Below are 19,632 nucleotides of genomic sequence, written 5' to 3' on the forward strand. Positions count from 1 at the left end.
AAGAAGCTGGTCCTTCACAAAAGGTCGGCAGGCACCCCGGGGTGGGGAGGGGGGATGCCCCGGGGGGTGCCTGCCAAGTCGGGAGGTGGGTTGTGCGGTTGCGGTTCAGCCGCGGTCGAGGCCGTGGTGCTCGAACCCGTCGTCGCCGAAGCCGTGGAGCGCGGCCAGGAACAGCGCCGCGAGGACCAGGACCGCCGCGAGCACGGCCAGCGCCACGACCACCCGGCGTCGCCCGCTCGTGACGTCGGCTCCTCGGCCGAGCAGCACGCCGAGGTCGGCGCCCAGCTGACGTTTCGCCGAGGCGAAAACCGGCGACCACCCGGCAGGCCGGCAAGCCGGGTGGGAACGTCCGGGAAGGTCGGCGGTGACCTCGTCGAGCTCGTGCCGGAAGCGGGGCCGCGGCGACCAGGGTCAGCCGCTCTTCGGCTTCGTCGACCGTGATACGCCCCTCGCCCGCCGCTTCGGCCAGGTGCTGCCTGGTGCCTTCGCGCTCGCGGTCCGAGCAGCGGATCGTGTTCGGAGCCCCCTCGGGATCGGTCATGGTGGTCCTGTCGGCTGCCGGGCTTGTGCCGTCACGTTATCCGCTTCCGCGTTCGGCCCCGGCAAGGACGGGGTTAACGTCCAGCAAGAAAAACCGCCGCGGCGCGGCCTTCAGCCGAGGCCGGGCAGCACCCGCGTTCCCTCCTCGCGAACAGCCTGCAACGCCTGCGGCCGCAGGCCGAGCAACCGCAGGATGGTCGGCGCGATCTGGGTCGTGACGACGGGCGCGGCGACCGTGCGCGCTTCGGCTTCGGGGCCGCTCACCACGAGCGGCACCGCCCGGTCGTCCGGCGCGACCCCACCGTGCTCGGCGATCTTCTTGGTGCCACCGGTGTAGACGACGCCGTGCTGCACAACGCCGAACAGGTCCGGCACCCGGCTGTCGCCGGCGCGAACGTCGAAGTAGTGCGCGGCGTCCGCGCCCGCGTACACCCGCTGGAGCCCGGACCGGGTGAACGTCTTGGCCGCTCCGGTGCGGTCGGTTCCGGTTCCGTTCTGTGCCAGCAGATACTGCTTCGCGAAGCCGGTGGCGGCGGCGGACCGGTCGGTCAGCCAGAGGAGCATCGCGTCGTCGTCGGTCGAGTGGGCGACCAGCGCGCCCGCGCCGGGATGGGCGGCTTCCCAGGCGGCGTCGAGTCCGGCCAGCAGCTTGGCGTCGTCGACGCGGGTCAGCGCGTCCGGATCGGCCGGCGACTGGCCGTGCTTGGCCGAGAGGATGACCGTCGTCGACCGGTCGAGGTGCGTGCGGCGCAGTTCCGCGACGAACGCGCCGATCCGAGCGTCGACGAAGTCGAGGGCGGCGGCCAGCACCGGCCCCGGGCGGACCCCGCCCGGCAGGTAGCCGCCGGGCTCACCACCCGAAGCCGGCAGCTTCTGGGCGGTCGACACGGACTGGAAGTTCAGCCCGAACACCGCGGGGGTGCCGACGCGGTGCGCGCGGCTGTGGTCGTAGCCGTCGATCTCGTTGAGGACGGCCTGCGCCTTGTAGCCGTCGTACTGCCGGGTGGCGGCGTTGTCGGTGGTCCAATCCCCGCTGCCGGCCGGACCGGTACTGGTGATCTCCGGGGTGAACAGGTCCTGCACGCCGGCGCCGGACGGGCCGTTGAGGATCTCGTAGGCCGGGTGCTTGTCCGACCAGGCAGTCCGCAGGCCGGCCTGGCGGACGACCTCGAAAACGGTGTTGACCTGCAGGTACTGGTGCGGCTGCACCGGGCGGCAGGTCCGCGGATCGACCGGCAGCAGCGCCTGGTTCAGCAGCGTCTGCGGAGTGCCGGTCATGCTCAGCACCGAGCCCGGCAGCCCGCCGAGCCCTTGCCCGGCGTCCAGGCGCGTCTGGTCGCGGTCGAGGTTTTCGGTGAGGTCGACCTGCGCACCGGCCTTCGCGCCGGCGCACGAGGTGGTGCCCGCCGGCAGCAGCGCGTGGTTGTAGGTGGCGTCGTAGTAGATGCCGGTGGACGCCGGGGTGCCCCCGGTGAGCTGCCCGATCAGCCCCGGGAACGAGTCCGACGGCACCGGGGTGAGCGCGTCGCGGTAGGCCGTCCCCCGGGCCAGCAGGCCGGCCATCGCGGAGCCCGGGTGCTGGGCCGCGTAGGCGGTGAGGTCGGCCTGGTGCAGGCCGTCCACGGAGATGAGCAGGACATGACGGGAGCTATCGTGCTCGGCCGCGACTGAAGCGACGGGCGCCGCGACCGGCAGCAGTGCCATCGCAGCGAGCACGGCGGTGGCGCGAATTCGTTTCGGGGGCAACGTTTCCTCCTCGGTGGCGCCCGGACGGGCGTTCGGAATCCCACGCCACCGAACCGGCCAGGAGAAGGCTTCCGCTCGAACAGGAGGTGAACTGCCGGTCTTGATTGTCCATAGTGGACACACTGGCGGACACGACGATGAACCGTGGCACCACTCGCCCGTTTCGGACAAATGCCCGGTCCCGCGCCGGCGAGCCGGTCGCGGACACCAGCTTAATCTACTTTCATGTAGAATTTCTACCTAGTCGTAGAACTTACGGGCACGTCACCACCTGGCCTGCCCAGGACAGCCCACCGCCGAAAGCGAACAACAGCACCGGTTCCCCGGACGGCAGCTCCCCACGAGACACCATTTTGGACAGTGCCAGCGGCACGGACGCCGCCGAGGTGTTCCCCGAATCGACGACGTCCCGCCCGATCACGACGTCGTCGCGTAGCTCGAGGCGGCCGGTCAGGACCTCGATGATTCGCAGGTTGGCCTGATGGGTGACGACTCCCGCGAGATCCGTCGTCGCGATGCCCGCGCGGCGGCAAGCTTCCACCGCGACAGCAGGCAGTTCCTGCGTCGCCCAGCGGAACACCGACTGGCCGTCCTGGGCGAAGGACGGCCGCCACTCGTCGACCAAGCGGACCAGGTGTCCGCGCGCCGGGTCGGAGCCCCAGACGACCGGGCCCACCGCCGCGGTCTCGGCCGCGCTGAGGACCGCCGCGCCCGCTCCGTCGCCGAGCAGGACGCAGGTGCCGCGGTCGGTCCAGTCGGTCACGTCCGACATCTTCTCCGCGCCGATGACCAGCGCGTGCCGCGCGGCACCGGCCTGGACGGCGTGGTCGGCGGTGGCCAGCGCGGTGCAGAAGCCGGCGCAGCCGTTGTTGAGGTCGAAGCAGACCGGGGCGGGAATGCCCAGCCGGCCCGCGACCTGGGCGGCGATCGACGGGCAGCGGTCGACCGCACTGCACGTGGCGACGACGACCATGCCGATCTCGCCCGGCTCCAGACCGGCCGTGGCCAGCGCCTTCGCCGCGGCTTCGGCGGCCAGGTCGGTCACCGAGCCGTCCGCGATGTGCCGCGTGACGATGCCCGTGCGGCGGCGGATCCACTCGTCGGAGGTGTCGACCAGGTCTTCCAGGTCGGCGTTGGTCAGCACACGGCCGGGCTGGTGGTGGCCGAGCGCGGTCAAACGGGAGCCGGGCATCTGTCCCTCCTCGGGGTCGGCGGCCAATATAGCAACCGATCGTTCGGAATCTAAACAACACCCTCAGGAATACATCCCGCACCGGAGGTCCCCGCTCCGTATTCTCTTCCCATGGCCGGAGCCGACCCGTCGACCGTCACCGACCTGCTGCTGGCCCGGGCGGCCGACGACCACCCCGGTCTGCGGTTCGAAGACGAAGCCTGGTCCTGGCGCGCCCACGTCCAGACGTCGGCTGCCTACGCGGCGTCCTTCACGGCGTTGCGGCGGCCCGGAGTCCCGTTCCACATCGGCGTCCTGGCCGACAACCTGCCGGAGTTCTCCTTCGCCCTCGGCGGGGCGGCGCTGGCCGGCGCGGTCCTGGTCGGGCTGAACCCGACCCGGCGCGGGACGGCGCTGACCCGGGACGTCCGGCTGGCCGACTGCCAGCTCGTCCTCACCGAGCCCCGGCACGCGGGCCTGCTGGCCGGCCTGGAGCTCGGCCTCGGCCCCGAGCGGGTCCTCGACCTGCACTCCCCCGCCTGGCACGACCTCGTCGCCGCGCACGCGGACTCGCCGCTCGCGCCAGTGCCGGCCACACCGGACGACCTGCTGATGCTGATCTTCACCTCCGGCACCAGCGGCGATCCCAAGGCCGTCCGCTGCACCCACGGGAAGATCGCCTTCCCCGGCCGGACGCTCGCGGACCGATTTGGACTGTCCACATCGGACACCGTCTACCTCGCGATGCCGATGTTCCACTCCAACGCGATCATGGCCGGCTGGTCGGTCGGTCTCGCCGCCGGCGCGACACTCGCCCTGCGCCGCCGGTTCTCCGCGTCCGGCTTCCTGCCCGACGTGCGCGCGTTCGGCGCCACCTACGCCAACTACGTCGGCCGCCCGCTGTCCTACGTGCTCGCCACCCCGCCACGCGCGGACGACGCGGACAACCCCCTGCGCTTCGTCTACGGCAACGAGGGCGCCGAAGCGGACCTGACCCGGTTCGCCGAACGGTTCGGCTGCCGGGTCGTCGACGGCTTCGGCTCGACCGAAGGCGGCGTGTCGATCGCCCGGGGCGCGGACACCCCGCCGGGCGCGCTCGGCAAGCTCACCGACGGCACCGTGGTGCTCGACCCGGACACCGGAAAACCCTGTCCCCCGGCCGAGTTCGGCCCGGACGGCCGGCTGTCCAACGCCCGGGAGGCCGTCGGCGAGCTGGTGAACACCGCCGGAGCGGGCTGGTTCGCCGGTTACTACGGCGACGAGCAGGCGAACGCGTCCCGGTTGCGCAACGGCTGGTACCACAGCGGAGACCTCGGGTACGTCGACGAGGAGGGCTACTGCTACTTCGCCGGCCGCACCGGCGACTGGCTGCGCGTCGACGGCGAGAACCTCGGCACCGCGCCGATCGAGCGGATCCTCACCCGGCACCCGGACGTCGCCGAGGTCGCCGTGTACGGGGTGCCCGACCCGGCCGTGGGCGACCAGGTGATGGCCGCCGTGGTGCCCCGGGCCGGGGCGACGCTCGACCCGGCCGGTTTTGCGGCGTTCCTCGCCGAGCAGCCCGATCTCGGCCCCAAGCAGCTCCCCCGTTACGTCCGGATCACCGAAGCCCTGCCGCGCACCGCGACGTACAAGATCCTCAAGCGCACCCTCGCCGCGCAGGGACTCGAGGGCGCCGATCCCGTCTGGCACCGGCCGGGCCCGGACGTCCATTACCGAACCCGAACACAACGCTGATCGGGCTCTGTCGTGCCGGCCCTAGCGTGCGGGGCATGTCCTCTCGCGCCCGTCTGCTCCTGACCTCGGCCCTGGCTGTGGCCGTCGCCTCGACCGCCGTCGCCTGCACCGCGGACGCCCCGGCGTCCCCGCAGGCCGCGAGCGGCAAGCCCAACATCGTCCTCGTCCTCACCGACGACCTCTCGGCGAACCTGCTGCCGTACCTGCCCCACGTGCAGGACATGGCCAAGACCGGCACCACGTTCGCCAACTACACGGTGACCGACTCGCTGTGCTGCCCGTCGCGCTCGTCGCTGTTCACCGGCATGCTGCCGCACAACACGGGCGTGTTCACCAATGGTGGCGCGGACGGCGGCTACGGCGCGTTCCACGGCCGCGGCGACGACAAGTCGACTTACGCGACGTCGCTGCAGCAGGCCGGCTACCGCACCGCGATGCTGGGCAAGTACCTCAACGGCTACGACCCCAAGAGCAACGGGATACCGCCGGGCTGGAACGAGTGGGACGTCGCCGGCAACGGCTACGGCGAGTTCGACTACGACCTCAACGAAAACGGCACCGTGAAGCACTACGGCAAGACGCCGCAGGACTACCTGGTCGACGTGATGGCCGGCAAGGCGGCACAGTTCGTCACGAACTCGGCGGCCGCGCACACGCCGTTCGCGATCGAGCTCGCGACGTTCGCCCCGCACGGCCCGTTCACCCCGGCGCCCCGCGACGCCGACGCCTTCCCCGGCCTCACCGCGCCGCGCGGACCGGCGTTCGACACCCTTCCGTCGTCGGCACCGCCGTGGCTCGCCTCCCGCACCCCGTTGACGGACAAGGAAAAGAAGACCATCGACCGCGACTTCCGCAAGCGCGCGCAGGCTGTGCAGTCGGTGGACAAGATGATCGGCACCGTGCAGGAGGCGCTCGACAAGGCGGGCGTGCGCGGGAACACCGACATCGTGTTCACTTCCGACAACGGCTTCCACATGGGCGAGTACCGGCTCACCCCCGGCAAGCAGACCGCCTTCGACACCGACGTGCACGTGCCGCTGGTGGTCACCGGGCCCGGAGTCAAGGCCGGCGCGACCGTGAACCAGCCGGTGGAGAACATCGACCTGCGCCCGACGTTCGAAGCGCTGGCCGGCGCCCGGACCCCGCCGGAAGTGGACGGCGAGAACCTGGCGCCGCTGCTGAGCGGCGCCACCCCGCCGGCGTGGCGCGAGGTCGGGCTGGTCGAGCACCACGGCCCGGACTTCGACCGGGCCGACCCGGACAAACCGAAGAAGAACAGCGGCAACCCCGTCACCTACGAGGCGATCCGCAGCGCGACCTACACCTACGTCGAGTACACCGACGGCGCGAAGGAGTACTACGACCGCACGAAGGACCCGCTACAGCTGCACAACACCGCGGCCGACCTGCCCCCGGACACCGCGAAGAAGCTGCACGACACCCTGCAGGCCATGATCTCCTGCCACGGGACGGCTTCTTGCCGGCACTGAGGACCTCATCCGCAGTCACTGCCGAAGCGTGAAACCGAGTTCCCCGCCCCGGAACCGAAGCTCCTCCCGCGCGTCGGGATGCGCGACGTGGTCCACGATCTGCTGGGCCTGCTCACCCGCGTCGTGCCCCCACACCGCCGCGACACCGTGCTCGCTGACGATGAAGCTGTGCTGGAACGACGTGACCGGCCCCGCCAGCCGCGGCACCACGGTCGAGACGTCCGCCTTCGGGTGCCACGACGGCAGCGCGATGACCGCCCGGCCGCCGGGAGAGTGCAGGGCTCCCACCACGAAGTCGGTCTGCCCGCCGAAACCCGAGTAGATCTCCCCACGCACCCGGCTGGCGTTGGCCTGGGCGAACAGGTCGACCTCCAGGGCGCTGTTCACCGAAACCAGGCCGCGCTGCCGGGCGATCACGGCCGGGTCGTTGGTCTTCTCCGTGCGCAGCAGGCGGACCCGGGGGTTGCGGTCCACCCACCGGTAGAGCTCGGCACTGCCGAACACGAACGACGCCGTCACCGGCACCGCCGGGTCGAGCGCGCCGGCCCGGTCGAGGGTGAGCACGCCGTCGCTGAACATCTCCGACCACACCGCGAGCCCGCGGCGGCCGGTGACCGCGGCCAGCGTCGCGTCCGGGATGCCGCCGATCCCCAGCTGCAGCGTCGCGCCGTCGGTGACCAGCTCGGCCACCCGCGCGCCGATCATGCGGGCCGTGTCGCCGAGGAACCGCGGCTCGGGGGACGGCAGCGGCTCATCGGCCTCCAGCGCGTAGTCGATCTCTTCGACCGGCAGCAGGCCGTCGCCGTGGGTGAAGGGCATCTGCGCGTTGACCTGCGCGACGACCAGACCGCCGCGCGCCCGGGCCGCTTCGACCGCCGCGGGCAGGATGTTCACCTCCGTGCCCAGCAAAACCACGCCGTCCACGGGTGGCGACGTGTGCACCACGACGACGTCCGGCGGCAGTGACTCCTTGAGCAGCTGCGGGACGAGCGACAGCCGGGCCGGGAAGTACCGGAGCCCGGCGCGGCCGCGCATGCCCGGGCCGACGAACGGCGTTTCCAGCAGGACGCCGTCGCGGTCGGGCATCCCGGCCTGCGCGTTCAGGGCGAACAGGCGGTACTCCGCCAGCGCCGCGTCCAGGACGGCGAGCGCCCGCCGGGGAGTGGCGAAGTTCCCGCTGACGACCACCCGGGGCCGCCGGGCCGGCACTCCGGACAGCACGGCGCCCAGCTGCGCCTCCGACAGGACGCGCATCACCACCCCGCGGCAGGGTCGTCGTCGCCGAGGGCGTGGTCGAGCAGCTCACCCAGCTGGTCGACCTGGGCCGGGGACAGGTTCCGGAACGAGGACTCGATGACCTCGTCCACGAGCGACTGCCCTTCGGCGCGCAGCCGCGCGCCTTCGCCGGTGAGCCGGTGCCGCACGGCCCGGCCCGGCCCCGGGACCCGCTCGATCAGCCCGCGGTCGGCCATCCGGGTGGCCAGCGAGCCGAAGGACTGGTCGGTCTGGAAGGTCAACACCGCCAGCTCGTGCAGGGACGCCTCGGGCTCGCGGTGCAGGTGCCGCAGCGTGTCCCACTGCACGAGCGAAAGCCCCAGCGGCGCGAGCGCCCGGCTCAGCGCGCGGTGGTGGCGGTACTGCAGGCGCTTGACGGCCAGGCCGACGTCACCGGGGCGGTACTTCATGCGGCCCACCCTAGCTCATCGAAGACAGGTTGCTTATCTAAAGAAGCTTATATAAGGTTCCTTAGGTAAGTCCCCTCCGATCCCCGAGAAGGAACCATGACGACCCTCCCCGCCGCCGGCTCGCTCCGGCCCACCCGCACCGAAACCCACACCCTCGGCCCGGTCGAGGTGACCGTCCAGGACCGCGACCGCACCCGCCCGTTCCTGCTCCTGCACGGCGGTGGCGGCGTCGCGACGATGGCCGGCTTCGCCGACCTGCTCGCCGAGCGCACCCACTCCCGCGTGCTGCTGCCCACCCACCCCGGGTTCGGCGGCACCCCGAAGCCGGACGACCTGACCAGCGTCGCCGACCTGGCCGGGGTGTACGTCGACCTGCTGGAGCGGCTCGACCTCACCGACGTGACCGTGCTCGGCAACTCCTTCGGCGGCTGGCTGGCCGCCGAAATCGCCCTCCGGAAGAGCCCGCGGGTCAGCGGCGCGGTCCTCGTCGACGGCATCGGCATCGAGGTCGAGGGCCAGCCGATCACCGACGTCAGCGGCCTTTCCCCGGCCGAGCTCCGGGCGTTCTCCTTCCACGACCCGAGCAATGCGCCGGTCCCGCCGGGCGGGGGCGCCGGCCCGAGCCCCGACGTGCGCGCGCTGATCGGCTACACCGGGCCGGCGATGGCCGACCCGACGCTCGCCAAGCGGCTCGGCGACATCGACATCCCGGTCCACGTGCTGTGGGGCGAAAGCGACGGCATCGCCGGCCCCGCGTACGGCCGGGCCTTCGCCGACGCCATCCCGCTGGCGAAGTTCACGCTGCTGCCCCGCACCGGCCACCTGCCGCAGGTGGAGACGCCCGAAGAGCTCCTCGGCGCGCTGCTCGACCTCTGACCCTTCCCGAAGGAGACCCCGTGAGCACTCCCCTGAGCGTGACCCGGATCGGGCACGCCTGCCAGCTGATCGACGTCGGCGGGATCCGCGTCCTGACCGACCCGTGGTTCACCGAGACCGCCACCTACCACCAGGGCGAGCCGGTGGCCTCGACCGTGGAGTCCCTCGGCGGGGTCGACGCGGTCGTGGTCAGCCACGAGCACTACGACCACTGCGACCTCGACGCGCTCGTCGACGGCGGCTTCGACCTCGGCACGCCTCTGGTCGGGCCGGGCACGGTCGCGGCCATCGCACGGGACAAGGGCTTCCGCGACGTCCGCGCCATCGAAGCGTGGGAAGCGACGACAGTCGGCGACCTGACCGTGACGGCGGCGCCGGGCAAGCACGGCGTCCACGAGGTCACGTTCGTCATCCAGGCCCACGGCCGCACGGTCTTCTTCGGCGGCGACTCGCTGCGGGTGCCCGAGCTGGACACGATCCCCGACCGGTTCGGGCCGGTCGACCTGGCCATCCTGCCCACCAACGGCTTGTGCGTCCGGCCGCTGGACCTGCGACAGGTGGTCACGGACGCCGAGGAGGCAGCGGGTTTGACGGCCGCGCTTAAGCCTGCGTTGGCGGTACCGCACCACTACGCGTTCCACAGTGGACGGCTGGGCGACCGGATGCTCACGAAGGCGGACCAGGACCCACGCCACTACGCGGACGCGGTGGCGCGCCTGGCCCCGGAGATCGAGGTGCGGCTGGTGTTGCCCGGAACCGTGGTGACGGTCCCGTGAGCGAGGGTCGGTTCACCCCGGAGATCATGTCGCGCGGTTCTTCGGGAAGTCGGCGCAGCACAGTTACCGATCCCTTGCGGGCGCTCCAGCGAGAGCCGACAAGGACATCCCCAGCGCGACACCGATCATCGTGAGCACGCCGCGCGGCCAGAAGATGTGACTGTCGAGAAAGGACACACTCGCGACCAGGAGAACCATGCCACCCGGCACCGCCGCCCACCACCCCGCGCGCACGACGACCGCGGCCACGACAAGACCGTTGGCGACGAGAAAACACGCCGCCCCGATGAGACCGAGCAGGTCGCCGATCTCGAACAGGGCGCCGACGACCGGGGTCGCGCCGTGCTGGGCGTGGACCACCGTGCCCGCCGCGATGCCCGCGACCGCGTCGAGCGCGCCGTAGAACGCCGCGTACCCGTACGCCGCCAGGCGGCCGGGCCACCGGAGCCACCGGGGCGCCGGAGCCAGCAGGACCCACTGCGCCACCGCCAGGAGCGGGAAGACCGGGAGCAGGATGACGTGCAGCGTCACCCACCAGGGCGCGGTGGCCGCGTCGAGCACCCCGGGATGGACCGCGCCGAAAGCCGCGAGCAGGAGCCCCGGCACGGCGAAGAGGACACTGCGTGACTTGACCACCCGGTGACCCTAACCCCGGCGTTCCGGCAGCTGACGGCGTTCGCGAAGGCGGGCGAGGTCCTCACGCATGTCCGTGGGCAGGAGCTCGGCCATCTGCTCGGGCCGCAGCGGCAGGTCGAGCAGGCTGAGCTTGACGCGGCTGCGCTGCGCGTGCCGGCCGGGGTCCAGGCGCACCACCTGGGCCGCGTCCGGGCGCAGCGTCGCCGTCAGCGGCGTGGCGGCTTCGAGCGGCCGCCACGCGTTCCCGTCGACGCGCAGCATCGGCGCGGCGCTGCGGGCCACCCCGCGCAACGTGACGACGTCGCGGGCGGGCAGCACGATCGAGCGGCTGACCCCGGACATCGACGCGACCGGGGTCACCGCGAGCACCTCCGCCGCCGGGGAGATCACCGGCCCGCCGGCCGCGTAGTTGTACGCCGTGGAGCCGGTCGGGGTGCTCAGGATCAGCGCGTCACAGCGGTAGTAGCCGAACTGCGCCCCGTCGACGAGCAGGTCGACCTCGACCGTCGCGCCGGGCGTGGCTCCGCCGACGACCACGTCGTTGAACGCGACCGCCGTCGCGTCCCCTTCCGCCAGCGCGATGCAGCTGTGCGGCTCGACTTCGAAGTCCCCGGCGTGCACCCGCTCCAGCGCCCCGGCGAGCTCCGGGGGCGTGATCTCGACGAGGAAGCCGACGTTGCCGTAGTTCACCCCGAGCACCGGCACCGGCCGCTCGACGGCCAGCCGCATCGCGCCCAGCATCGTGCCGTCCCCGCCGAGGCTGACCACGGCGTCCACCCCGGCCGCGAACTCGGCGTCGGACACCACCGGCACGCCGGCTCCGACCTGCGCGGCATCGGTTTCCCGCGCGAGCAGCCCGACCCCGTGCCGTTCGGCGAACGAGACCAGCACCTCGACCGAATCCCGCACCGGCTTCCGCGGGTGCGCCACCACCCCGACGCGGCCGATCCCGAAGTCTCCCATGAGGCCATTCTGGCCGGTCGGAGCCCGGAGCGCTCCCCCGCCCACCCGCACGGGCGTCCTCTGTGGACGACTTTCGCCGCAGGCCAACGGGTTTCCCGGCGTTAGGCCGTCCGGCGCAACCGCCCGCCCGCCTACGGAGCCGCTTAGCCCGGCGGCGGCGTGGGTATTCCTCCCGGTATGGGAACTTGGGGCAAGCGGCTCGTCGTTCTGGCTGTGGCGGTGGTGGTCCTGGCGGCGGCGGCACTCGTCGCCTCGGCCGTGCACCTGTTGCCCCAGCTGCGCAACCCGTTCGCCGAAAAGACCGAAGAGCACTCAGGACCGGTGCTGCTGCAGTCGATCGTGGAGCTCTCCCGCTACGAGGCGGCGAGCGGCTCGTTCCAGGTGGTTGTCGACATCTCGACCAGCTCGGTCCTGCCCAGCTTCCTGGTGGGCAGCGACACGCTCTTCATCGGCGTCGGCACGGACAACGCCTTTGTCGACTTCTCCAAGCTGAAGGGTGACGCGGTCAAGGTTTCCGACGACCGCCAGTCCGCCACGGTCACCCTGGGCCACGCGCAGCTGGAGCCGGCCACGCTGGACGTCCACCAGTCGCACGTATACGCGGAGCGGCAGGGCCTGTTCACCAAGATCAACGACTTCCTCAGCGGGAACCCGAACTCCCAGCAGGCCTTGTACGAGCTCGCCCAGAAGCAGATCCAGGGCGCGGCCGCGAAGAGCACGCTGGTGGCCGACGCCGAGCGGAACACGAAGACGATGCTCACCGGACTGCTGCAGTCCCTGGGCTTCAAGAACATCACGGTGAACTACGCCGACAACGCCAGCGGCTGACGCCCGCGGCACCGGTCCGGCGGGCGGAGCCGCCCACCGGACCGCCGCGCGGTGCTAGTGCGGCTGTTGCTGCTGTTCCTTCTTGTCTTCTTCGGCCCACGCGGCCTCGGCCTGCATCTGGATGTCGGTGAGCCCGCGGTCGACCTGGACGATGTCCTTGCCCGCCCAGCCGACGAAGTTCTTCGAGCTCTTGGCGTCGGAGAGGGACTTCAGCATCGGGTAGTAGTCCGGGTGCTTGGCCTTCAGCCAGTCGTCGACGAACTTCATCTTCTTGTAGCTGTCGCCGAACTTCGTCTTCAGCCAGTCCTCGTGCTTCTTGATCGTCGAGACGTCGTGGTCGCTCAGGTGCGACTTCGGCGGCGTCGGCTTGGGGGGCTCCGGCGGCTTCGGCGTCGGCCGCGAGAAGTTCGGCGTGGTGCCGTCACCCGGCGGCCGGGTGCTCGGCGTGCCGCCGCCGGTCGTGGGCGGGCCGTCGTGGGTGATCGCGGTGCCCGGTGGCGGCAGCGGCCGCGAGAAGTTGGGGGTCGTGCCGTCACCCGGGGGCCGGGTGCTCGGCGTGGCGCCACCACCGGGACGGTCGTGGGTGATCGCGGTGCCCGGCGGCGGCATCGGCGTCATCTCGTGCCCCGCGCTCGATGCGGAGCCCGGCTTCCCCTTGACCAGCTTCGACAGCCCGGTGAGCCGGGCCAGCGTGCGACCGGCGTAGGAGATGACCTTGGCGAGCTTCGCCATCATCGCCGCGACCTGCACCGAGACCGTGGCGACGCACTTGGTCACGCCGACCGCGATCGACGCGCCGAACGTCGGGATGGCGAGCGCGAGGGCGATCAGCATCGTGGAGATGATGTCGCCGAGGATGGTCGTGATGATGTCGCGCAGCAGCGAGCGAACCGCGCCGATCAGGGCCCCGGTGGTCTCGACCATGTAGCCGGCGACGTCGGCCGCCTTGGCGTTGGCGTCGATCCAGCCCTTCCGGTCGTTGATCGACTTCAGGAAGCTGTCGTAACCCTTGCCCTGCCACTGGGTGATCGTCGACTTGAGGGTCTCGTCGAGCTCGGTGCCGGTGTGGCGCAGCGACTCGCCGATCTTGTGCAGCTCGTTGGCGACCTTCGTGACCTCGGCCGGGTTGCCCGCGACCTGGTCCAGCGGCCACTTCAGGAACGAGACGTGCTCGATCAGCCAGCCCAGCCCGGCCGCGATCAGCTTGGCCAGGGGGTCCATGGCGAACGCGACGGTGTCGAGCACGGCGCTGATGACGTTGATGCCCAGCTCGACGCTGACGGCCGCGAGGTCACCGCCGTGTTCGGTCTGGACCTTGCCGATCGAGTCGCCGACCTGCTTCCAGCTGTCGAAGACGCCGGCGCCGGTCGTCGAGTTCGATGCCGTGATGGGAACGGTCACTTGCCCAGCTCCGTCTCGAAGGTGCTCAAACCCTTGGCGGTGTTCGAGTCGTGGGTCGCGTACGTGTCGGCGGCCTTCTTGACGTCGTCGGCGGACTTGCCGATGTCCCCGACGAGCTTGCCGATCTCCCCGGCGATCACGCCCATGGTGATGCGCGAGGGCACGGCGAGGACCTGCGCGAGCAGGATGCCGAACGCGGCGTTGTCGAACCCGTTCGCCGCCTGCATCCGGTTCGCGGCCTCCTGCACCGCCGGCTGTGTGGTGCCCGACAGGAACTGGCTGAACTTCTGCAGCTCGTTCGGGTCGACCGTGAAACCGTCTCCGGAAACCACTGGTTCTCCTCCTCCTACCAGGGGTTGCTCTCGCCGTCGTCCTCCGGCTCGGGCCGGGGACGGCGGCGCGGCTGACCACGCTGCGGTTGCGGTGGGCTCGGCGGCTGCGGACGCGGGGGCGGCGGGCGGTCGCCGCCCTCCGGCATGAACTTGGCGCCTGCGTCCGGCGGTGTTCCCTCGTCCGGCTCGGGCGCCGGCAGGAACTCCGACAGCAGCTCACGCGCCGCGGAGCTCTCGCCGACCATGCCGTCGAACGCGTCGGCGACCTGGGCCGAGACCTTCTGCTGCGCACGGCCGATCAGCTGCATCACCAGGCCGGACAGGGCTTGCGGGGACCGCTCGTACGCGCGGGGGCCGAACCGGAGGTCCTGCAGGACCCCGCTCGGGCCGACGGTCACCTGGACCGCCCCGTCCGGCGCCTGCACGGTGGCGACGGCGGACTGGAGTCGTTCCTGGGCCGCCGCGGCCTTGGCCTGAATCTGCTCGAGCTCGGCGTTGAACGCGGCCAGCGGGTCGCCGTCACCGCCGCCGGGGGGCACTGACTGTGTCAATTTGTCCTCGTCGCGAGAAAGATCTGGAGTGCTGAGAAGTCAATCAGCGCCGTTCTAACTCGAGATGACACGCACAGATCCGTCGGCTGAACGGGGCGTGGATCGGCGAGGTTTTCGTCGGGAACGGCCGGTGATACCGGACAAAACACCGGCGGCTTCGGGAGCCGCGATCGGCCGCCGCGCGGGTGCCGGTCGAAGGTGGCCGCGCCGCCGACCGCATGCCCGGCCGCGGTCCGGTCAGCGCCGGGGGCTGTACGAACGGTGCGACCGGCCCACCTCGGCGGCCCGACTCGCACTGCGGATTGAGTGCACGCATGTACACTCAACAAGCATGGTGCACACCGAGGTCGTGACCACCCGTCCCGGACGGGGTGGCGCCTGATGGCCGAAGTGGGGATGCGGCCGCCGGCGTCGCCGCTGCGGCGGCGGGCCCTGCGCGCGCTGCGCTGGCTGTTCACGCCGCTGCGGCCGGACGACTACCTGGAGCTGATCAACCCCCTGTGGTCGACACGGGAGCTGCGCGGGCGGGTCGAGCACGTCCGGCCCGAACGCGGCGGCGCGGCGACCGTGCTGATCCGCCCCGGGTTCGACTGGGTCGGGCACGAGCCCGGGCAGTACGTGCGGCTCGGCGTGGTCATCAACGGCGTCCACCACTGGCGCGCGTACTCGCTGACGTCGAGCCCGGACCGCGCGGACGGGCTCATCTCCGTCACCCCCAAGAAGGTCGACGGCGGTGTCGTCTCGCCGTACCTGGTCGAGCGGGCGCACCCCGGCGAGGTCGTGCGGCTCGGTGAGGTCGAAGGCTCCTTCACCCTGCCGGAGCGCCTCGACCGCGGGCTGCTGTTCGTCACCGCGGGCAGCGGCATCACGCCGGTCATGAGCATGCTGCGGCACCTCGACCCGGGCCCTGGCCTGCGGGACGTCGTCCACGTGCACTCGGCGCGGGACGCCGACGGGGTCACCTTCGGCGAAGAGCTGGCCGCGCTGGAGAACCGGCACGACGGCTTCCGGCTCGAACTGCGCATCACCAGCCGCGACGGCCGGTTCTCCCCCGCCGAGCTCGACACGCTGTGCCCGGACTGGCGCGAGCGGGAAACCTACGGCTGCGGGCCCGGCGAGCTCCTGGATTCCCTGCAGGCGCACTGGAAGAGCCACGGCGACGTCGCCCGGCTCCACCACGAGCGGTTCCAGCCGGTCGTCGGCGGCGGAACCGCCGACGGGACGGGCGGCACCGTGCGGTTCGCGCACCGGAACCTCGACGCGGACTGCCCGCCCGGCACCCCGATCCTCGTCGCGGGCGAGAACGCGGGAGTCGAGATGCCGTTCGGCTGCCGGGTCGGGGTCTGCCACACCTGCGTGCTGCCGATCCGGGAGGGCCGGATCCGCGACCTGCGCACCAACGCCGTCAGCGAGAAGCACAACGAGATCGTGCGCACCTGCGTGCACGGCGCCGAAGGCCGGGTCACGGTCGAACTCTGAGCGGAGAAGGGAACCCATGTCCTCGACGACGACAACGCTGCCCCCGAAGAGCGCACACCCGTTCGCCCACCTGAGCGGGGACCAGCTGGACGAGCTCGCCCGCGAGTTCGACGCCATCCACGACCGGGTCCGCGCCGACCTCGGTGACCGCGACCGCCGCTACATCAAGGGGGTCATCCGGCTGCACCGGCAGATCGCGGTGGCCGGCCGGGCGCTGCTGCTCGGCTCCCGGTCCAAGGTGGCTTGGACGGCGGGCACCGGCTGCCTGGCCGTCGCGAAGATCCTGGAGAACATGGAGATCGGGCACAACGTTCTGCACGGCCAGTGGGACTGGATGAACGACCCGGACATCCATTCGTCCACTTGGGACTGGGACACGGCGTCGACCGCGACGGCGTGGAAGCATTCGCACAACTACATCCACCACACGTACACGAACATCCGCGGCAAGGACAAGGATCTCGGCTACGAGATCATGCGCATCGACCCGCACCAGAAGTGGCACCCGGCGTACCTGGCGCAGCCGCTGTACAACCTGCTGCTGATGGCGTTCTTCGAGTGGGGCGTCGCGGTGCACGACCTGGACGTCGAAGCCATCCGCGCCGGCGAGAAGCCGATGAAGGACGTCTGGCACGACTTGAAGGGCATCTCCGGCAAGGCCCGCGACCAGATCCTCAAGGACTACGTCGGCTGGCCGCTCGTCAGCGCGCTCGCCGCGCTCGCCGTGGGCCGGCTCCGGAAGGGCGCGCCGCGGGGCGAGCTCGACGCCGCCCGCGCGGAAGGCGGCGGCACGTTCGCCGCGACGTTCCGGGCGAACTTCACCGCGAACATCATCCGCAACCTCTGGGCGCACTCGATCATCTTCTGCGGCCACTTCCCCGACCAGACCTACACGTTCAGCCAGGACGAGGTGCGCGACGAAACCCGCGGCGGCTGGTACGTGCGGCAGCTCGTCGGCGCGGCGAACATCACCGGGTCGCCGTTGTTCCACCTGCTGAGCGGAAACCTCGGCTACCAGGTCGAGCACCACCTGTTCCCGGACATGCCCAGCAGCCGCTACGCCGAGATCGCGCCACAGGTGCGGGACATCTGCCGCCGCTACGGCCTCCCGTACAACACCGGGCCGCTGTCCCGGCAGCTCGGCACGGTGCACCGCACGATCCTGCGGCTGGCGTTCCCGGGCGGGCGGCCGCGGCCGAAGCCCGGCCCTTACGAAGGCGTCTGAGCGTCCCGCACCAGGGGCAGGAAGAGCTCGTCGACGATCGAGCGGATCCGCGCGGGCTTCAGCGGTTCGAGGTTCATCAGCAGGTCGTGGCGCACGAGGTCGAACGGCATGGCGAGGACCGCCGCCGGAACCCGGCCGAGGTCGAGCTCACCGCGGTCGTGGGCCCGCCGGTAGAGGGCGCGCAGCGGGGGAAGCCGGTCCTGGGCCAGGACTTTGTCGCGGGCCTGGGCGGGCGTGAGACCGGTGTCGGCCAGCAGCCCGGAGAAGGCGGCGGCCGCGGCGACGGCGAAGAAGCCGGCCAAGGCGTCACTCAACGCCGTCAGCTGGGTGAGCAGGTCACCGCGCAGTGAGCCGGTGTCGGCGACCTCGACCGGGTGCGTGCTCCGGTGGTGCTCGATCGAGGCGAGCACCACTTCGTCCTTGTTGGCCCAGCGGCGGTAGAGGACCGGCTCGCTGGTGCGGGCGCGCACGGCCACCGACTCCATCGTCAGGCGGGCGTACCCGGCCTCGACCAGCTCTTCCCAGCCGGCGGCCAGCAGCTCCGCCTCGAGCTGCTTGCCGTGCCGGCGACGGCGGGCGGGTTCGGTGACCATCCTCGGCACGATAGAAAGGTTTGCCTTTCTCCGCAACCGCGGCTACCGTCGTTAGAAAGTGATTCCTTTCTTGACGGGAGCGCATGATGACCGAGGTCCTGATCGCCGGCGCCGGGCCCACCGGGCTGACACTGGCGTGCGAGCTCGCCCGGCTCGGTGTCCCGTTCCGGCTGGTCGAGGCCGCGCCCGGCCCGCAGCCCGGCTCCCGCGGCAAGGGTGTCCAGCCACGGACGCTGGAGGTGTTCGAGGACCTGGGGATCGTCGACCGCGTGCTCGCGAACGGCCGGGCGGCGATGCCGATGCGGTCGACCGCGCCCGACGGCCGGGTGACGCTGACCGGCGCCGAGCCGTCGCGGCCCGGCCTCCCCTACCAGGCCAGCCTGATCACGCCCGAATGGCGGGTCGAAGAGGCGCTGCGGCTGCGGCTGGCGGAGCTCGGTGGGAAGGTCGAGTTCGGCACCGCGCTCACCGGCTTCGAGCAGTCGGACGACTCCGTGACGGCGACGGTCTCGACGGGAACCATCACCGCGCGCTGGCTGGTCGGCTGCGACGGCGGCCACAGCGTCGTCCGCAAGCAGGCCGGGATCGGTTTCGAGGGTGAGACCCGCGAGGAGGTGCGGATGATCGTCGCCGACCTCGCGGTCGACGGCCTCGACCGCGACGCGTGGCACCTGTGGCAGCACGAGGAAGGCATGGTCGGGCTGTGTCCGTTGCCCTCGACCGGCGTCTTCCAGTACCAGGCCGTGCTCGCGCCGGGCCAGGATCCGGAGCTCGGCCTCGCGAACCTGCAGGCGATCCTCGAGCGCCGCGCCGGCCGCACCGACCTCCGGCTGCACAGCCCGGAGTGGAAGACGTTGTGGCGGGCCAACATCCGCCTGGCCGACCGTTACCGCGAAGGCCGGGTGTTCCTCGCGGGCGACGCGGCGCACATCCACTCCCCCGCCGGCGGCCAGGGGATGAACACCGGCATCCAGGACGCGCACAACCTCGCCTGGAAGCTCGCGAGGGGCACGCCCGCCCTGCTCGACAGTTACGGCGCCGAGCGACGGCCGATCGCGGAGGGTGTGCTCGCGCTGTCGAACGCGCGGCTCGCGCAGGCCGTCGAGGAGAAGGGAATTCCGCTCCGCCGCGACGCGGAGACCATGCAGCTTTCCCTTGGTTACCGGGGCTCGGCGTTGGCTCGCGACGACCGTGAGGAGACGGCGTCGCTCCGCGCCGGGGACCGCGCTCCGGACGCGAAAGGCTTGCGGACGGTGGAGGGCGACCGGCGCCTGTTCGAGCTGACTCGCGGCGGGCAGTTCACCCTGGTGGACTTCGGCTCCGCGGCGGCGGTCGAGGTGAAGACCGTGCGTGTCGTCGGCACGCCTTCCGGGCCTGGTGAAGTCACCGACACCGAGGGGCAGCTGGCGGCTGCGTACGGTGCGACGGAGCGAAGTCTTGTGCTGATCCGGCCCGACGGTTACGTCGGGCTGATCTCGGACGCCGGTGATGCCTCGGCGGTGACGGACTACCTCGCCGCGGTCGGCTGACTCGCACCGCGGCGGACTCGAATCTGGCACCGGCAGCCCCACCGAGGACCGATTAGGTTTCCGCGCCCCGCTCG

At 71.5% G+C, this 19,632-nt stretch carries 19 protein-coding genes and 1 pseudogene; 8 read left to right on the forward strand and 12 right to left on the reverse strand.

Annotation, left to right across the window (positions count from 1 at the left end):
* Positions 1–105: 105 nt before the first annotated feature.
* The 4 genes and pseudogenes from ACZ61C_RS41000 to ACZ61C_RS41015 form a co-directional block, all read right to left on the reverse strand.
* Positions 106–267 carry a hypothetical protein gene (locus ACZ61C_RS41000; protein ID WP_465313472.1) on the reverse strand — a complete coding sequence of 54 codons (162 nt, stop codon included), beginning with the start codon at positions 265–267 and terminating at the stop codon, positions 106–108.
* 181 nt (positions 268–448) lie between these two features.
* Positions 449–541 (reverse strand): annotated as a pseudogene (locus ACZ61C_RS41005) (hypothetical protein); the annotation flags it as partial.
* A 110-nt stretch (positions 542–651) separates the two neighbouring features.
* Entirely contained in the window at positions 652–2,286 is a 1,635-nt protein-coding gene (locus tag ACZ61C_RS41010) for an alkaline phosphatase family protein (RefSeq protein ID WP_465313340.1), read from the reverse strand.
* Positions 2,287–2,539: 253 nt separating this feature from the next.
* On the reverse strand, positions 2,540–3,478 hold the full coding sequence (locus tag ACZ61C_RS41015) for a beta-ketoacyl-ACP synthase III (protein WP_465313341.1): 939 nt from the start codon (positions 3,476–3,478) through the stop codon (positions 2,540–2,542).
* A 111-nt stretch (positions 3,479–3,589) separates the two neighbouring features.
* Here ACZ61C_RS41015 and ACZ61C_RS41020 point away from each other — a divergent pair, with 111 nt between their 5' ends.
* Together ACZ61C_RS41020 and ACZ61C_RS41025 are read left to right on the forward strand one after the other, a co-directional pair.
* A complete protein-coding gene (locus ACZ61C_RS41020; protein ID WP_465313342.1) occupies positions 3,590–5,194 on the forward strand; it encodes a long-chain-fatty-acid--CoA ligase in 1,605 nt (534 codons plus the stop codon).
* Between the two features lie 35 nt (positions 5,195–5,229).
* Positions 5,230–6,684, forward strand: a complete 1,455-nt coding sequence (locus ACZ61C_RS41025) for a sulfatase family protein (RefSeq protein WP_465313343.1) — start codon at positions 5,230–5,232, stop codon at positions 6,682–6,684.
* Between the two features lie 15 nt (positions 6,685–6,699).
* Here ACZ61C_RS41025 and ACZ61C_RS41030 read toward each other — a convergent pair whose 3' ends face one another.
* Together ACZ61C_RS41030 and ACZ61C_RS41035 are read right to left on the reverse strand one after the other, a co-directional pair.
* On the reverse strand, positions 6,700–7,938 hold the full coding sequence (locus tag ACZ61C_RS41030) for an acetyl-CoA hydrolase/transferase family protein (RefSeq protein WP_465313344.1): 1,239 nt from the start codon (positions 7,936–7,938) through the stop codon (positions 6,700–6,702).
* The gene (locus tag ACZ61C_RS41035; RefSeq protein ID WP_465313345.1) at positions 7,938–8,369 is read right to left on the reverse strand and encodes a MarR family winged helix-turn-helix transcriptional regulator; all 432 of its coding nucleotides are present in this window, start codon (positions 8,367–8,369) and stop codon (positions 7,938–7,940) included. Before ACZ61C_RS41035 ends, ACZ61C_RS41030 begins: the two co-directional genes overlap by 1 nt.
* A 96-nt stretch (positions 8,370–8,465) precedes the next feature.
* Between ACZ61C_RS41035 and ACZ61C_RS41040 the strand changes: the two genes are divergently transcribed.
* Both ACZ61C_RS41040 and ACZ61C_RS41045 read left to right on the forward strand, forming a co-directional pair.
* Complete coding sequence (locus ACZ61C_RS41040) at positions 8,466–9,245, forward strand: alpha/beta fold hydrolase (protein ID WP_465313346.1); 780 nt, start codon at positions 8,466–8,468, stop codon at positions 9,243–9,245.
* Positions 9,246–9,265: 20 nt separating this feature from the next.
* The gene (locus ACZ61C_RS41045) at positions 9,266–10,021 is read left to right on the forward strand and encodes an MBL fold metallo-hydrolase (protein WP_465313347.1); all 756 of its coding nucleotides are present in this window, start codon (positions 9,266–9,268) and stop codon (positions 10,019–10,021) included.
* Between the two features lie 63 nt (positions 10,022–10,084).
* Here the strand turns inward: ACZ61C_RS41045 and ACZ61C_RS41050 are convergent, their stop codons facing one another.
* Positions 10,085–10,657, reverse strand: coding sequence for a hypothetical protein (locus ACZ61C_RS41050; protein ID WP_465313348.1), 573 nt, complete (start codon positions 10,655–10,657; stop codon positions 10,085–10,087).
* A 9-nt stretch (positions 10,658–10,666) separates the two neighbouring features.
* Positions 10,667–11,620 carry an NAD(+)/NADH kinase gene (locus ACZ61C_RS41055; protein ID WP_465313349.1) on the reverse strand — a complete coding sequence of 318 codons (954 nt, stop codon included), beginning with the start codon at positions 11,618–11,620 and terminating at the stop codon, positions 10,667–10,669.
* Positions 11,621–11,797: 177 nt separating this feature from the next.
* Between ACZ61C_RS41055 and ACZ61C_RS41060 the strand changes: the two genes are divergently transcribed.
* Positions 11,798–12,448: a DUF4230 domain-containing protein gene (locus ACZ61C_RS41060; RefSeq protein ID WP_465313350.1), complete on the forward strand. Its 651-nt coding sequence runs from the start codon at positions 11,798–11,800 to the stop codon at positions 12,446–12,448.
* A 54-nt stretch (positions 12,449–12,502) separates the two neighbouring features.
* On the opposite strand, the gene ACZ61C_RS41065 is transcribed toward ACZ61C_RS41060, so the two are convergent.
* The 3 genes from ACZ61C_RS41065 to ACZ61C_RS41075 are packed head-to-tail and all read right to left on the reverse strand — an operon-like array spanning position 12,503 to position 14,732.
* Positions 12,503–13,849: a hypothetical protein gene (locus ACZ61C_RS41065; RefSeq protein WP_465313351.1), complete on the reverse strand. Its 1,347-nt coding sequence runs from the start codon at positions 13,847–13,849 to the stop codon at positions 12,503–12,505.
* A complete protein-coding gene (locus ACZ61C_RS41070) occupies positions 13,846–14,181 on the reverse strand; it encodes a hypothetical protein (RefSeq protein ID WP_465313352.1) in 336 nt (111 codons plus the stop codon). The genes ACZ61C_RS41065 and ACZ61C_RS41070 overlap by 4 nt, the downstream gene beginning before the upstream one ends.
* A 14-nt stretch (positions 14,182–14,195) precedes the next feature.
* Complete coding sequence (locus ACZ61C_RS41075) at positions 14,196–14,732, reverse strand: YbaB/EbfC family nucleoid-associated protein (protein ID WP_465313353.1); 537 nt, start codon at positions 14,730–14,732, stop codon at positions 14,196–14,198.
* A 381-nt stretch (positions 14,733–15,113) separates the two neighbouring features.
* Here ACZ61C_RS41075 and ACZ61C_RS41080 point away from each other — a divergent pair, with 381 nt between their 5' ends.
* Positions 15,114–16,211 carry a ferredoxin reductase gene (locus ACZ61C_RS41080; protein WP_465313354.1) on the forward strand — a complete coding sequence of 366 codons (1,098 nt, stop codon included), beginning with the start codon at positions 15,114–15,116 and terminating at the stop codon, positions 16,209–16,211.
* A gap of 16 nt (positions 16,212–16,227) precedes the next feature.
* Positions 16,228–17,436, forward strand: a complete 1,209-nt coding sequence (locus tag ACZ61C_RS41085; RefSeq protein WP_465313355.1) for a fatty acid desaturase family protein — start codon at positions 16,228–16,230, stop codon at positions 17,434–17,436.
* Here ACZ61C_RS41085 and ACZ61C_RS41090 read toward each other — a convergent pair.
* A complete protein-coding gene (locus tag ACZ61C_RS41090) occupies positions 17,421–18,029 on the reverse strand; it encodes a TetR/AcrR family transcriptional regulator (RefSeq protein ID WP_465313356.1) in 609 nt (202 codons plus the stop codon). The two genes, ACZ61C_RS41085 and ACZ61C_RS41090, sit on opposite strands and share 16 nt — an antisense overlap.
* Before the next feature lie 86 nt (positions 18,030–18,115).
* Between ACZ61C_RS41090 and ACZ61C_RS41095 the strand changes: the two genes are divergently transcribed.
* Positions 18,116–19,558: an FAD-dependent oxidoreductase gene (locus tag ACZ61C_RS41095; protein ID WP_465313357.1), complete on the forward strand. Its 1,443-nt coding sequence runs from the start codon at positions 18,116–18,118 to the stop codon at positions 19,556–19,558.
* Positions 19,559–19,632 lie beyond the last annotated feature (74 nt).

The sequence above is a fragment of the Amycolatopsis sp. NPDC104587 genome (assembly GCF_055583645.1).

What these genes read in the sequence shown, in the direction of transcription:
- ACZ61C_RS41080 (WP_465313354.1), top strand. Translation starts at nt 15,114, where the DNA reads ATGGCCGAAGTGGGGATGCGGCCGCCGGCGTCGCCGCTGCGGCGGCGG.
- ACZ61C_RS41095 (WP_465313357.1), top strand. Translation starts at nt 18,116, where the DNA reads ATGACCGAGGTCCTGATCGCCGGCGCCGGGCCCACCGGGCTGACACTG.
- ACZ61C_RS41060 (WP_465313350.1), top strand. Translation starts at nt 11,798, where the DNA reads ATGGGAACTTGGGGCAAGCGGCTCGTCGTTCTGGCTGTGGCGGTGGTG.
- ACZ61C_RS41040 (WP_465313346.1), top strand. Translation starts at nt 8,466, where the DNA reads ATGACGACCCTCCCCGCCGCCGGCTCGCTCCGGCCCACCCGCACCGAA.
- ACZ61C_RS41015 (WP_465313341.1), bottom strand. Translation starts at nt 3,478, where the DNA reads ATGCCCGGCTCCCGTTTGACCGCGCTCGGCCACCACCAGCCCGGCCGT.
- ACZ61C_RS41025 (WP_465313343.1), top strand. Translation starts at nt 5,230, where the DNA reads ATGTCCTCTCGCGCCCGTCTGCTCCTGACCTCGGCCCTGGCTGTGGCC.
- ACZ61C_RS41090 (WP_465313356.1), bottom strand. Translation starts at nt 18,029, where the DNA reads ATGGTCACCGAACCCGCCCGCCGTCGCCGGCACGGCAAGCAGCTCGAG.
- ACZ61C_RS41030 (WP_465313344.1), bottom strand. Translation starts at nt 7,938, where the DNA reads ATGCGCGTCCTGTCGGAGGCGCAGCTGGGCGCCGTGCTGTCCGGAGTG.
- ACZ61C_RS41055 (WP_465313349.1), bottom strand. Translation starts at nt 11,620, where the DNA reads ATGGGAGACTTCGGGATCGGCCGCGTCGGGGTGGTGGCGCACCCGCGG.
- ACZ61C_RS41085 (WP_465313355.1), top strand. Translation starts at nt 16,228, where the DNA reads ATGTCCTCGACGACGACAACGCTGCCCCCGAAGAGCGCACACCCGTTC.
- ACZ61C_RS41020 (WP_465313342.1), top strand. Translation starts at nt 3,590, where the DNA reads ATGGCCGGAGCCGACCCGTCGACCGTCACCGACCTGCTGCTGGCCCGG.
- ACZ61C_RS41035 (WP_465313345.1), bottom strand. Translation starts at nt 8,369, where the DNA reads ATGAAGTACCGCCCCGGTGACGTCGGCCTGGCCGTCAAGCGCCTGCAG.